Origin of the sequence: Hydrogenophaga sp. (genome assembly GCF_018780385.1) — a bacterium.
Lineage (GTDB): Bacteria > Pseudomonadota > Gammaproteobacteria > Burkholderiales > Burkholderiaceae_C > Hydrogenophaga.
In genome coordinates, this window is the sequence record NZ_JADMJO010000063.1 from 25,493 (window position 1) to 39,387 (window position 13,895).

13 protein-coding genes are annotated in these 13,895 nt (G+C 66.9%); 12 read left to right on the plus strand and 1 reads right to left on the minus strand.

Annotated elements, in window-relative coordinates; genetic code table 11:
* Positions 1-11: 11 nt before the first annotated feature.
* The 12 genes from hutH (IV113_RS18420) to msrA all read left to right on the plus strand — a co-directional run bounded on the left by hutH (IV113_RS18420) (position 12) and on the right by msrA (position 12,871).
* A complete protein-coding gene (hutH, locus tag IV113_RS18420) occupies positions 12-1,646 on the plus strand; it encodes a histidine ammonia-lyase (RefSeq protein WP_291087953.1) in 1,635 nt (544 codons plus the stop codon).
* 10 nt (positions 1,647-1,656) lie between these two features.
* Positions 1,657-3,351: a urocanate hydratase gene (gene hutU / locus IV113_RS18425; protein WP_291087956.1), complete on the plus strand. Its 1,695-nt coding sequence runs from the start codon at positions 1,657-1,659 to the stop codon at positions 3,349-3,351.
* 105 nt (positions 3,352-3,456) lie between these two features.
* The gene (locus IV113_RS18430) at positions 3,457-4,308 is read left to right on the plus strand and encodes a transporter substrate-binding domain-containing protein (protein WP_291087958.1); all 852 of its coding nucleotides are present in this window, start codon (positions 3,457-3,459) and stop codon (positions 4,306-4,308) included.
* Between the two features lie 43 nt (positions 4,309-4,351).
* Positions 4,352-5,074: an ABC transporter permease subunit gene (locus IV113_RS18435; protein ID WP_291087961.1), complete on the plus strand. Its 723-nt coding sequence runs from the start codon at positions 4,352-4,354 to the stop codon at positions 5,072-5,074.
* 10 nt (positions 5,075-5,084) lie between these two features.
* A complete protein-coding gene (locus IV113_RS18440) occupies positions 5,085-5,810 on the plus strand; it encodes an ABC transporter permease subunit (protein WP_291087964.1) in 726 nt (241 codons plus the stop codon).
* Between the two features lie 7 nt (positions 5,811-5,817).
* Positions 5,818-6,621, plus strand: a complete 804-nt coding sequence (locus IV113_RS18445; protein ID WP_291087967.1) for an ATP-binding cassette domain-containing protein — start codon at positions 5,818-5,820, stop codon at positions 6,619-6,621.
* 20 nt (positions 6,622-6,641) lie between these two features.
* Positions 6,642-8,150 carry a histidine ammonia-lyase gene (gene hutH, locus IV113_RS18450; protein ID WP_291087969.1) on the plus strand — a complete coding sequence of 503 codons (1,509 nt, stop codon included), beginning with the start codon at positions 6,642-6,644 and terminating at the stop codon, positions 8,148-8,150.
* Entirely contained in the window at positions 8,150-8,722 is a 573-nt protein-coding gene (locus IV113_RS18455; RefSeq protein WP_291088046.1) for a HutD family protein, read from the plus strand. The genes hutH (IV113_RS18450) and IV113_RS18455 overlap by 1 nt, the downstream gene beginning before the upstream one ends.
* Positions 8,723-8,742: 20 nt before the next feature.
* Positions 8,743-9,996, plus strand: coding sequence for an imidazolonepropionase (gene hutI, locus IV113_RS18460; RefSeq protein ID WP_291087972.1), 1,254 nt, complete (start codon positions 8,743-8,745; stop codon positions 9,994-9,996).
* A gap of 61 nt (positions 9,997-10,057) precedes the next feature.
* Positions 10,058-11,434, plus strand: a complete 1,377-nt coding sequence (locus IV113_RS18465; RefSeq protein WP_291087974.1) for a formimidoylglutamate deiminase — start codon at positions 10,058-10,060, stop codon at positions 11,432-11,434.
* Between the two features lies 1 nt (position 11,435).
* On the plus strand, positions 11,436-12,230 hold the full coding sequence (hutG, locus tag IV113_RS18470) for an N-formylglutamate deformylase (protein ID WP_291087977.1): 795 nt from the start codon (positions 11,436-11,438) through the stop codon (positions 12,228-12,230).
* A 125-nt stretch (positions 12,231-12,355) separates the two neighbouring features.
* A complete protein-coding gene (gene msrA, locus IV113_RS18475; RefSeq protein ID WP_291087978.1) occupies positions 12,356-12,871 on the plus strand; it encodes a peptide-methionine (S)-S-oxide reductase MsrA in 516 nt (171 codons plus the stop codon).
* A 134-nt stretch (positions 12,872-13,005) separates the two neighbouring features.
* Here msrA and IV113_RS18480 read toward each other — a convergent pair whose 3' ends face one another.
* Positions 13,006-13,875 carry an EamA family transporter gene (locus IV113_RS18480; RefSeq protein WP_291087981.1) on the minus strand — a complete coding sequence of 290 codons (870 nt, stop codon included), beginning with the start codon at positions 13,873-13,875 and terminating at the stop codon, positions 13,006-13,008.
* Positions 13,876-13,895: the final 20 nt, after the last annotated feature.

Sequence of the window (13,895 nt, forward strand, 5' to 3'; positions counted from 1 at the left end):
CAGGATAGAGCATGGCTTCCATCACCTTGCAACCCGGCCACGTCAGCCTGCGCCAACTGCGCCGGATCCACGTCGGCGGCACCACCCTGGCGCTGGCGCCTGAGACCCGCGCCGGCCTGCTCGCCTCGCAGGCCACGGTGCAGCGCATCGTCGCCCATGACGAAGTGGTCTACGGCATCAACACCGGCTTCGGCAAGCTGGCCAGCACCAAGATCGCGCCTGAACACCTGGCCGAGCTGCAGCGCAACCTGGTGCTGTCGCACAGCGTCGGCACCGGCGAGCCGCTGGCCGCGCCCGTGGTGCGCCTGGTCCTGGCCACCAAGGCCGTGAGCCTGGCGCGCGGCCACTCGGGCGTGCGGCCTGAATTGGTCGATGCGCTGCTGGCGCTGGCCAATGCCGGCTTGCTGCCGCGCATCCCGGCCAAGGGCTCGGTCGGCGCATCGGGCGACCTGGCGCCGCTGGCGCACATGGCCTGCGTGCTGATTGGTGAAGGTCAGGCCAGCACTCCAGCGGGCGAGATCATCTCCGGCCGTGAGGCCATGGCCCGCATCGGCCTGGAACCCTTTGTGCTCGGTCCCAAGGAAGGCCTGGCCTTGCTGAACGGCACCCAGGTGTCGACTGCGCTGGCGCTGCATGGCCTGTTCGGCACCGAAAACGTCTTTGCCGCCGCGCTGGTGTCGGGCGCGCTGTCGCTGGAAGCGGTGCAGGGCTCGATCAAGCCGTTTGATGCGCGCATCCACGCCGCCCGCGGCCAGCCTGGCCAGATCGCCGTGGCCGGGGCTGTGCGCGTGCTGCTGGACGGCAGCGAAATCGTGCCCTCGCACCCCGATTGCGGCCGGGTGCAGGACCCGTATTCGATCCGCTGCATTCCGCAGGTGATGGGGGCCTGCCTGGACAACCTCACGCATGCGGCCAAAGTGCTGCAGACCGAGGCCAATGCTGCATCCGACAACCCCCTGGTGTTTGCTGACGATGGCACTTCGGGTGCCGGTGACGTCATCTCCGGCGGCAACTTTCACGCCGAGCCCGTGGCCTTTGCCGCCGACATCATCGCTCTGGCCGTGGCCGAGATCGGCGCGATAGCCGAGCGCCGCCTGGCCCTGTTGCTGGACACCGGCCTGTCGGGCTTGCCGCCGTTTCTGGTGCACGACGGTGGCCTGAATTCGGGTTTCATGATGGCCCAGGTGACGGCTGCCGCTGTGGCGTCCGAGAACAAATCCCTGGCGCACCCGGCCAGCGTGGACAGCCTGCCGACCTCGGCCAACCAGGAAGACCATGTGTCCATGGCCACCTTCGCCGCGCGGCGCCTGGGCGAGATGGTGAACAACACCGCGGTGGTGGTCGGCATCGAAGCCATGGGCGCGGCGCAAGGCATCGAACTCAAACGCCACAACGTGGCCCCCACGCTCGGTGCTGCCGCTTCCTCGCTGCCCCCCGAGGGGGCGCAACCTGCCTTGGGGCGGCCCGGCGGCCTGAAAAGCTCGCAACTGGTCGAAGCCGCCTTTGCCGACATCCGCCAGCGCGTCGCCTTCCTGGACCACGACCGCTTTTTGGCCGACGACATCGAGGCCATGCGCCTCTGGGCGCACCAGAGCGACTGGCCCGCCGCCCTTCTGACCATCTTGCCCAGCCACATCTCTGCATAAGGAAACAACCATGACCACCCAAGCCCCCCGTTTTGACGTCAGCCGCGAAATCCGTGCCCCGCGCGGCACCGAGCTCAGCTGCAAGAACTGGCTCACCGAGGCCGCCTTCCGCATGTTGCAGAACAACCTCGACCCCGAGGTCGCCGAAGACCCCAAGAACCTGGTGGTCTACGGCGGCATCGGCCGCGCTGCGCGCAATTGGGAATGCTTTGACCAGATCCTGGCCACGCTGAAGGAACTGAACGATGACGAAACCCTGCTGGTCCAGTCGGGCAAGCCGGTCGGCGTGTTCAAGACCCATGCCAACGCGCCACGGGTGCTGATCGCCAACTCCAACCTGGTGCCCAAGTGGGCCAACTGGGAACACTTCAACGAACTCGACCGCAAGGGCCTGTTCATGTACGGCCAGATGACCGCCGGCAGCTGGATCTACATCGGCAGCCAGGGCATCGTGCAGGGCACGTTTGAAACGTTCGTGGAAGCCGGCAAGCAGCACTACAACAATGACCTGTCGGGCAAATGGATCCTTACCGCCGGCCTCGGCGGCATGGGCGGAGCGCAGCCCCTGGCCGCCACACTGGCCGGCGCCTGCTCGCTCAACATCGAGTGCCAGCAGAGCAGCATCGACTTCCGCCTGCGCACGCGCTACGTCGACAAGCAGGCGCGCGACATCGACCATGCGCTCGAACTGATCCAGCAGCACACCGCCGCCAGGGAAGCCGTCTCCATCGCCCTGCTCGGCAACGCGGCCGAAGTGTTGCCCGAGCTGGTCAAGCGCGCCCAGGCCGGCGGCATCAAGCCCGACCTGGTGACCGACCAGACCTCGGCGCACGACCTCATCAACGGCTACCTGCCGGTGGGCTGGAGCGTGGCGCAATGGAAGGCCGCGCAGAAGGACCCGGCGCAACACGCCCGCCTGACCGCTGAGGCCGCACAAGGCTGCGCGGTGCACGTGCAGGCCATGCTGGACTTCCAGAGCATGGGCATTCCCACCGTGGACTACGGCAACAACATCCGCCAGGTCGCGTTCGACCAGGGCGTGCAGAACGCGTTTGATTTCCCCGGCTTCGTGCCGGCCTACATCCGCCCCATGTTCTGCGAGGGCAAAGGCCCGTTCCGCTGGGTCGCGCTCTCGGGCGACCCGGAAGACATCTACAAGACCGACGCCAAGATCAAGGAACTGTTCCCGGACAACAAACACACGCACCGCTGGCTCGACATGGCGCGCGAGCGCATCGCTTTCCAGGGCCTGCCCGCGCGCATCTGCTGGCTGGGCCTGGGCGAGCGCCACATAGCCGGACTGGCCTTCAATCAAATGGTGAAGAACGGCGAGCTGAAAGCGCCGATCGTGATCGGCCGCGACCACCTGGACACCGGCTCGGTCGCCAGCCCGAACCGCGAAACCGAATCCATGAAAGACGGCACCGACGCGGTGAGCGATTGGCCACTGCTCAATGCCTTGCTGAACACCGCTGGCGGCGCCACCTGGGTCAGCCTGCACCACGGCGGCGGCGTCGGCATGGGCTATTCGCAGCATTCCGGCATGGTGATCGTGGCCGACGGCACGGATGCCGCGGCCGAGCGCCTGGCTCGTGTGCTGGTCAACGACAGCGGCTCGGGCGTGATGCGCCACGCCGATGCTGGCTACGAGATCGCCATCGCCACCGCCAAGAAGCAGAACCTCAATCTTCCCATGGTGAAGTAAGGCATTGCTACCGCATTCATAGCTGCCGACGCTGACAGACATTGCGACAGCGGCACTTTTTATTCAGATTTCTCGCCTGTCCCTCAACCCTCTGAAAGTGAAACCATGAAAACCTCGCAACTCCTCGCCGCCAGTCTGCTTGCCCTGGGCGTTCTGGTCAGCGCCACCCCCGTCCAGGCCAAAGACTGGAAGACCGTCACCATCGCCACCGAGGGTGCGTACGAACCCTGGAACATGACCCTGCCTGGCGGCAAGCTCGCCGGCTTCGAGATCGACATGATCGAAGACCTGTGCCCGCGCATGAAGATCACCTGCAAGCTGGTGGTGCAGAACTGGGACGGCATGATCGCCGGCCTGAAAGCCGGCAAGTACGACGTGATGATGGACTCCATCGTCATCACCGAAGAACGCAAGAAGGAAGTCGCCTTCTCCGCCCCCTACGCCTCCACCTCGGCCAGCTTTGTCGCCGCCAGTGGCAAGCTGTTGCCCGAAGGCAAGGGCGACACCCTGAAGCTGGGCACCGACGCCAAGACCGTGCGCACCGCTGTCGAGCCGCTGCGCGCCGCGCTCAAGGGCAAGACCATCGGCATCGCCTCCGGTACGGTCTACACCAAGTTCATCGACGAGCATTTCAAGGACATCGCCACGGTGCGCGAATACAGCTCGTCGCCGGACGCCATCCTCGACCTGAAGGTCGGCCGCATCGATGCCGTTTTCGACGACGTGACCCTGATCAACGCCGTTCTGGCCAAACCCGAGAACAAGGCTCTGGCCTACACCGGGCCCAAGCTGGGCGGGCTGGTCTTCGGTGAAGGCGAGGCCCTCGGCTTTCGCAAGGCCGACGCCGACCTGAAGGCCATGTTCGACGTGGCCATCAAGGCCGCGCTGGCCGACGGCACGATGAAGAAGCTGTCGCTGAAGTGGTTCAAAACCGACTTGACCCCCGCCACCCCTTGAGTCTGCGCCAGGCCACAGTCACATAGACATCGGAGAGACCGCCATGGAACTGTTCGAACTGTTGGGCTTCAGCGAGCAGGGCTGGGGTTCGGCCCTGCTGCTGGCGACTCTTTTGACTGTGGCACTGACGCTGTGTGGGCTGCTGGTCGGCTCGGTGTTCGGCGCGCTGGTGGCGGCCGCCAAGCTGTCGCCGCGGCGCAGCCTGCGCAGTGTGGGCGAGCTGTATTCCACGGTGTTCCGGGGCATCCCCGAGCTGCTGGTGATCTACCTGTTCTACTTCGGCGGCTCGACGCTGATCACGGCCATCGGCCAGTGGTTCGGCGCCGAGGGTTTCATCGCCACGCCGCCGTTTCTGGTTGGGGTGCTGGCGGTGGGCATGATCTCGGGCTCGTACCAGGCCGAGGTCTACCGCGGCGCCTACCTGGCCGTGTCGCAAGGCGAGCTGGAGGCCGCGCGCTCCATCGGCATGCCGACGCTGATGCTGGCACGGCGCATTTTGATGCCCCAGATTTTCCGCCTGTCGCTGCCCGGCCTGGGCAACGTCTGGCAGATGAGCCTGAAGGACTCGGCCCTGATCTCGGTCACCGGCCTGGCCGAGCTCATGCGCACCGCCCAGATCGCAGCCGGCTCGACCCGCCAGTACTTCACCTTCTACATCGTCGGCGGCATCCTGTACCTGGTGCTCACCGGCATGTCGAACCAGGTGTTCAGCCGGGCAGAAAAGCACATGGGCAAGTCGCAGCGACGCAACTTTGCCAACACCTAGGAGCCAGTCCATGATCGACTTCGACTTCCTCCTCGACACCTTGGGCAAGCTGCTGGCCGCCGTGCCGACGACGCTGGGTCTGTTCTCGCTGTCCCTGCTGTTCGGTGGTCTGCTCTCGCTGCTCATCGTCGCCATGCGTGTCGGCCCGTACCCGGCGCTCAGCTGGTTTGCGCGCGGCTATGTGCTGGTGTTTCGCGGCACGCCGCTGCTGATCCAGTTGTTCCTGGTCTATTACGGCCTGGGCCAGTTCGAGGCCGTGCGCGCCAGCCCGGCCTGGCTGGTGTTGCGCGAACCCTATGCCTGCGCTGTGCTGGCGTTGGCTCTGTGCACGGCCGGCTATACGGCGGAGATCCTGCGCGGCGGCCTGCTGGCGGTGCCGCACGGTCAGATCGAAGCCGGCCTGGCCACCGGCATGTCGCGCTGGACCCTGCTGCAGCGTGTGATCGCGCCCATCGCGCTGCGCCAGTGCCTGCCCGCCTATTCCACCGAGCTGGTGCTGCTGGTCAAGTCCACCGCGCTGGCCAGCCTGGTGACGGTGTGGGACGTGACCGGCGTGGCCCAGCAAATCATCCAGCGCAGCTACCGCACCATGGAGGTGTTCATCTGCGCCGCCGCCATCTACCTGGTGCTGAACTTCCTGCTGGTGCGCGCCGTGGCGATGCTGGAGCACCGTCTGTCGCCGCACCTGCGCAAGCGCCCCGGCATCGCCGTGAACTCCCCCACCCAAACCGTTTGAGCCGACCATGAGCACCACGACCATCACCTCCACCGTGGCCACCCTGGCTGTCTCCAACATCCATAAATCCTTTGGCGGCCACCATGTGCTCAAGGGTATTTCCATGACGGCCCGCAAGGGCGATGTGATCTCCATCCTGGGCGCCAGCGGCTCGGGCAAAAGCACCTTTCTGCGCTGCATCAACATGCTTGAAACACCCGACCAGGGCAGCGTCTGCCTGGACGGCGAAACCCTGGAGATGCGCCAGCGCAAGGACGGCCGCCTGGAGCCGGTGCACCGCAAACAGGTCGAGCGCATGCGTTCGCAACTGGCCATGGTGTTCCAGAGCTTCAACCTCTGGTCGCACATGACGGTGCTGCAAAACCTGATCGAAGGCCCGATGCGGGTGCAAAAGCGCGCACATGCCGAATGCGTGGAAGAGGCCGAGGCCTTGCTGCAGCGCGTTGGACTGTTTGAACGGCGCGACTACTACCCCGCGCACCTGTCCGGCGGCCAGCAGCAGCGCGTGGCGATTGCCCGCGCGCTGGCCATGCGTCCGCAAGTGATGCTGTTCGACGAACCGACCTCCGCGCTCGACCCCGAGCTCGTCGGCGAGGTGCTGAAGGTGATGCGCTCCCTGGCCGAAGAGGGCCGCACCATGCTGGTGGTGACGCACGAGATGGGCTTTGCGCGCAATGTGTCGAACCGCGTGGTCTTCATGCACCAGGGTCTGGTGGACGTGGAAGGCGCACCGGCCGATGTGTTTGGCGCGCACAGTTCCGAACGCTTTCGCCAGTTCATCTCCGGCCACCAGGAGCGCGCCACCGCATGACCCCCACGAGCACTGCCCACATGTCTTCTCCCCTTTTCCCCATCACCATCGGCGACAGCCCGCTGGGCTGGCGCGATCTGGTCGCCGTGGCCCGCGACGGCGCGCCATTGGCGTTGTCTTCCGCTGCCTGGGCGCGCATCGACAATGCCCGAGCCATCGTGGACTGCATCGTGGCCAACGGCGAGCGCGCCTACGGCATCAGCACCGGCCTGGGTGCGTTGAGCCAAGTGGTGCTGCACGGCGAGCAACTGGCCAAGCTCTCGCGCAACACCTTGCTGAGCCACGCCTGCGGCGTCGGCCCGCTGCTGACCGAAGCGCAAACCCGCGCCATCATGTTTGCCGCGCTGGCCAACTACGCGCAAGGCTATTCAGGCCTGCAGCGCAGCGTGGTGCAGGGCCTGCTGGCGCTGCTGAACCAGGGCGTGACGCCCTGCGTGCCGTCCCAGGGCTCGGTCGGTTACCTGACCCACATGGCGCACGTCGGCGTGGCGCTGCTGGGCCTGGGCGAAGTGCGCTGGCAAGGCCGCACGCTGCCCGCTGCCCAGGCGCTGCAGGCCATCGGCTTGCCGCCACTGGTGCTGGGCGCGAAAGATGGCCTGAGCCTGGTCAATGGCACGCCCTGCATGACCGGCCTGGCCGCGCTGGCCCTGGCCGACCTGGAACGCCTGGCCGACTGGGCCGACGTGATCGGCGCCATGAGCTTCGAGGCCTTGCGCGGCCAGGCCGATGCGTTCGACGCCGACGTGCTGGCCCTCAAGCCGCACCCCGGCATGCAGCAGGTGGGCCGCCACTTGCGTGGCCTGCTGGCGGGCAGCGAAGTCATTGCCAGCAGCCGCAGCCTGCGCACGCAGGATGCGCTCAGCATCCGCTCGATCCCGCAAATCCATGGTGCCTGCCGCGACCAGATCGCGCACGCCGCGCGGCAGATCGAGACCGAGCTGAACTCCGCCACCGACAACCCGCTGTTGCTGGGCACGCCCGAGGCCTACCGCGTCATGTCGCAGGCCAATCCGCACGGTGAGTCGGTGGCCATGGCCGCCGACCTGCTGCGCATCGCCGTGGCCGAACTCGGCGGCGTGGCCGAGCGGCGGCTGGACCGGCTCGTGAATCCACACGTCAGTGGCCTGCCCGCGTTTCTGGTGGCCGAGCCGGGTGTCAACTCGGGCCTGATGATCACGCAGTACACCGCCGCTTCCCTGGCCGGTGAAAACCGCCGCCTGGCCCAGCCGGTGGTGGTGGACAACTTCATCACCTCGGGCGGGCAGGAAGATCACCTGAGCCTGGGCACCAGCGCCGCGCTGGACCTGCACCGGTCGCTGGAGAACCTGACGCAGATCCTGGCCATCGAGTACCTGCTGGCCGCGCAGGCGTTTGAATTCCTGAAAGAGCAGCGTTTTGGTGCCGGTACTGGCCAGGCTTGGCGACGGCTGCGCGAACAAGTGCCATCGTTTGAAGCCGACCGCTTTCTGGCCCCCGACATCGCACAAGCCGCGACGCTGCTGCGCACCCCGTGCGGACTGCTGTCGTGATCCACACCTTCGACATCGCCGACCTGCCCCCCACGCCGTGGAAGAACGGTGGCGGCAGCACGCGTGAAATCGTCTGCCGGCCGCCCGGCGCAAACATGGACAGTTTTGAATGGCGCGTCAGCGTGGCCACCATTGCCGCGAACGGTCCGTTCTCGGTCTTTCCCGGTGTCGACCGCGTGATCATGTTGCTCGATGGCGCCGGGGTGCGTTTGCAGGGGACGGGCATCGACCAGAGACTGGACACGCCCGGTGTGCCCTTTGCTTTTTCGGGCGACGTGGCGCTGGACTGCGCGCTGCTCGGCGGCCCCTCGACTGACTTCAATGTGATGACCCGGCGCAGCCAATGGCGTGCCGAGGTGACCGTGCTGACGGGCACTCGCCAGATCGCCACCGCCCCCAGCGGCTTGGCGCTGGCCGTGCGGGGCAGGTGGCACTTGCAGTCTGGCGCCCACGACTTCCGCTGTGCCCCGGGCACCGGCATGTGGTGGGATGCGGCGGCGAAGTGGAAAGCCACACCGCTGACGCCTGATGCCATGCTGGTGGCGGTACGCCTGCACGACCTGAAGAGTTGAGTAACCATCTCCTGATGCCCATGCTCCCAATCTCTCTCCCTGGCGCCGATGGCGTCTGGCACAACCTGCATCTGGCGCCCGGTGCATGGGCCGGCGACACAGCTGAGGCCCCCACCGCCCTCGCGGTACAGCACGGCCAGATCACGTGGATGGGCGGTGCGCAGGCACTCCCTGCGGCGTTCGCTGGCTTGCCCCGCTTCGACGGACGCGGCGCGCTGACCACGCCGGGCCTGGTCGATTGCCACACGCACCTGGTCTACGGCGGCCAGCGCGCGAATGAGTTTGCGATGCGCCTGGCGGGGGCCAGCTACGAGGAAGTGGCCAAGGCCGGCGGCGGCATCGTCTCGTCCGTGAAGGCCACGCGCGCAGCCAGCGAAGACGACCTGTACGCGCAGGCCGCGCCACGCCTGAAGCAGTTGTTGAATGACGGCGTCTGTGCCATCGAGATCAAATCCGGCTACGGCCTGAGCCTGGCGCACGAGCGCAAACAGCTGCGGGTAGCGCGTCGCCTGGGACTGGACCACGGTGTGACGGTGCGCACCACCTTCCTCGGCGCGCATGCCCTGCCGCCCGAGTACGCGGGACGCAGCCAGGACTACATCGACCTCGTGTGCCACGAGATGCTGCCTGCGCTGGCGGCCGAGGGGCTGGTGGATGCGGTCGACGTGTTCTGCGAACGCATTGCGTTTTCGCTGGCCGAGACCGAGCAGGTGTTCAAAGCCGCGCAGGCCTTGGGCTTGCCGGTCAAGCTGCATGCCGAGCAGTTGTCGGACATGGGCGGCTCGGCGCTGGCGGCGCGCTACGGCGCGCTGTCGTGCGACCACATCGAGCATCTTTCTGAAGAGGGCATAGCCGCCATGCGAGCGGCGGGCACCGTGGCGGTGCTGCTGCCGGGCGCCTACTACACGCTGCGCGACACGCACGTGCCGCCCATCGCGGCCTTGCGCACCGCGGGCGTGCCCATGGCGGTGTCCACCGACCACAATCCCGGCACCTCGCCGGCCTTGAGTTTGCTGCTGATGGCCAACATGGCGTGCACGCTGTTCCGCCTGACGGTGCAGGAGGCGCTGGCCGGCATCACCACCCACGCGGCCAGAGCGCTGGGCTTGCAGGACACCCATGGGGCGCTGGCCATGGGGCGGCCGGCCAACTTTGTGCTGTGGGATGTGGCGGAGCCCGCAGAGCTGGTGTATTGGCTGGGGCAGCAGCCGGGGCGCACGGTTGTCCGGCAGGGGAGGGTGGCGTTGGATACCCTGGGCGTGGTACCCCAATGAGCGCCGCGCTGGGCCGTTCCCAAGCTAGCTCGCACCGCAGCTCGAAGAGCGAAGGTACCTAATGAACACTCTCTTTGCACAAGATGCCTTGCTCCCCACCGGCTGGGCCCGCCATGTTCTGCTGCAATGGAACGCGCAAGGTCAACTCACAGCCGTCACACCCCACAGCCCACCAGGCAACGCCCCCCAGGTCGCCGGCCCGCTCATCCCCGGCCTGCCCAACCTGCACAGCCACGCCTTCCAGCGCGCCATGGCCGGGCTCACCGAATTCCGCGGCGCTGCGCAAGACAGTTTCTGGAGCTGGCGCACGCTGATGTACCGGTTCGCCGCCCGGCTTTCGCCCGAGCAGGTCGAGGCCATCGCCACCTGGCTGTACATCGAAATGCTCGAAGCCGGCTACACCTCCGTCTGCGAATTCCACTACCTGCACCACAGCGCCGACGGCACGCCGTATGCCGACGCTGCCGAACTGTCCAAGGCCCTGCTGCGCGCCGCGCACACGGCCGGTATCGCCATCACCCTGCTGCCCGTGCTGTACCAAACCAGCGGCTTTGGCGGCACGCCGCCGAACGAAGGGCAGCGCCGCTTCATCCAATCCACCGCTGCCATGCTGCGCCTGCTGGAAACGCTGAAGCCGCTGTGCGATACCCAAGGTGCTCGGCTCGGCATGGCGCCGCACTCGCTGCGCGCCGTGCCGCCTGAGAGCCTGCGCGAGGCCGTTGCCGGGCTGCACTCCCTCGACGCCAGCGCCCCGGTGCACATCCACATCGCCGAGCAGACCGCCGAAGTTGATGCCTGCCTGGCCTGGAGCGGCCAGCGCCCGGTCGAATGGCTGCTGGACCACGCTCCCGTCGATGCGCGTTGGTGTCTCATCCACGCCACCCACATGAGCGACACCGAATACCAGCGTGCCGCCGCCAGTGGTGCGGTCGCCGGCATTTGCCCGAGCACCGAGGCGAACCTGGGCGACGGCCTGTTCGACATGCCGCGCTGGCAGGCTGCGGGCGGCGCCTGGGGCCTGGGCTCGGACAGCCACGCCTGCGTCAACGCGGCAGAGGAACTGATGCTGCTCGAATACGGCCAGCGCCTGCAGTTCCGCCAGCGCAATGTGCTCGCCGATGCCCAGCATGCGCAGGTTGCCAGCGCCACCCTGCTGCAAGCCGTGGCCGGCGGCGCGCAAGCCTCGGGCCGGGCGGCCCACGGCCTGGTGGTTGGCCAACAAGCCGACTTCTGCGTGCTGGACGCGCAGCACCTGGCGCTGGCCGGACTCGGCGCCCCCGACATGCTGTCGGCCCACGTCTTCGCCAGCCACCGCACATCGGCACTCGACGCGGTCTGGGTCGGCGGCCGGCAGCGCACCCACGGCGGCAGCCACCCGCTGCATGAGGAAGCCGCCGCCGCATTCACAGCCGCCCGCCGCCAATTGACAAAAATCTGAAATGCAAGCCTTCCACTTTCACCAAGGCACTCAACCCCTGCTGATCTCCATGCCCCACGTCGGCACCCACGTGCCGCCGGCACTCGCCCTGCGCCTGACCGATACGGCCCGGCAGGTGCACGACACCGACTGGCACCTGGAGCGTCTGTACGGCTTCGCCAAAGAACTCGGCGCCTCGCTGCTGATCGCCACGCATTCGCGCTACGTGATCGACCTGAACCGCGACCCATCGGGCGCCAGCCTGTACCCGGGCCAGAGCGTCACCGGCCTGTGCCCGGTGGACGACTTCGACAACCAGCCGCTGTACCGCGACCCGCAGGACGTACCCACCGATGTCGAAATCGCCGAGCGCCGCGACAGCATCTGGCAGCCCTACCACCAGCAGCTGCAGGCCGAACTGACCCGACTGAAAGCCGTGCATGGCAAGGCCGTGCTGTGGGATGCGCATTCGATCCGCTCGGTGCTGCCCCGCTTCTTCGCCGGCAAGCTGCCGGATCTGAACCTGGGCAGCGGCAATGGCACGAGTTGCGACCCCACCTTGTCGGCCGCGCTGCTGGCCATCGCCGAGTCCGCCACGGGCCACACAGCCGTGCTGAATGGCCGCTTCAAGGGCGGCTACATCACCCGCCAGTACGGCCAGCCTGCGCAGAACATCCACGCCATCCAGCTGGAAATGACGCAGTGCAGCTACATGCAGGAGGCCATGCCGTTCGACTACCTGCCCGAGGTCGCGGCCGGCATCCAGCCGCATCTGCGGCGCATGGTGGACGCGGCGCTGGCGTTTGCACGAGCTTGACCGCGGGCAGTGCCACGAAAAGACCCTGCTCGCTGCCTTGACGGCTCATCTGGGAGAATTGCGCGAGTGGCTCCACGCCCAGTGAGCCCACAGCAGGAGTCATCATCGAAACCCCATCCACCCTCGTGCTCGGCGGCGGCTGCTTCTGGTGCACCGAGTCCGTTTACAAAGAAGTGCGCGGCATCACCGACGTGGAGTCCGGCTACAGCAACGGCCAGGCCGAACGGCCGAACTACGAAGACGTCTGCACCGGCCGCACCGGCTGCAACGAGGTGGTGAAGCTGGTGTACGACCCGGCCGTCATCAGCACGCGCGAAATCCTGGAAATCTTCTTCGTGATTCACGACCCCACCACGCCCAACCGGCAGGGCAATGACGTGGGCACGCAGTACCGCAGCGGCATCTACTTCACCACGCCTGAGCAGGAGGCCGAGGCCCGGGCCATCATCGCCGAACTGACGAAGGACGATGCATTCGGGCGGCCCATCGTGACCGAGGTGCTGGCCCTGGAGAACTACTGGCCCGCCGAGGACTACCACCAGGACTTCTTCGAGCGCAACCCGGACCAGGGCTACTGCATGGCCGTCGCAGCACCCAAGGTGGCCAAGTTTCGCAAGACCTTTGCTCGGTTGGCGAAGTAGTTTCTTCCCGGCTTCTTTCGGGCATTTTTTGCCTGCACCTCGCGGGCTCGCGGACGCACGGCGTAGCCGACCCGGGGGACATTCGCGGAGCCGTGCGCCCCCACTCCGATGACCGCTTCAGCCGGGGGAAACCATCACCGCCCAGGCCGCCACCGAGGCCACAAAACAATCACCGCCAGACCGAGAAGCACCAGCGCCGCAGCACCGAGCTTCCAGCCGGGAAGTGACTCACCCAGCGACAAGGCCGACGCACCCATACCGAACACCGGGATCAGCAACGCGAGAGGCGTCACCGTGGCAGCCGGGTGACGCGCGAGCAACCAGTTCCACACGCCGTAGCCAAACAAGGTGTTGCCCACCGCCTGCCACAGCACGCTGGCCCACACCAGACCACCGGCCTGTTCCACGGCTGAGCGCATGAGTTCAGGCCCTTCAATGAACCACGACAAGGCGAACAACGGCGGCACCGCGAACAGACTGCTCCAGACCATGAAGTGCAGCATGTTCACCGGCCCCAGCGACTTCACCACCAGATTGGCCAGCGACCAGAAGAACGCCGCGCCCAACACCATGCCGATGCCCGCCATCGTCACGGTGGCGTCGAGGTTGGCTGCGATCACGCCCAGGCCGCAGAGCGCGAGGAGCAGCCCGACGATCTGGAAACCCCGCACGCGCTCGCCCATGAGCCACAAAGAGAGGCCGATGGTGAAGAACACCTGCAGCTGCACCACCAGCGATGCCAGCCCCGGCGAGATGCTGCTGCGCATCGCCAGGAACAGCAGGCCGAATTGACCCACCCCCAGCAACACGCCGAAAGCTGCGAGCTTGCGCCAGGGCGCCGTGGGGCGGGGAATGAACAGCAGCCAGGGCAGAGCCGAGAGCGCGAAGCGCAACGTGGCGAACAGGAACGGCGGCAGGCCGTCCAGCCCCCAGCGGATCACCACGAAATTGGTGCCCCAGACAAAAACCACCGACAGGGCGAGCAGGAGGTGGGTGGTGGGCAAGACGAACTCCGGCGCAAGTG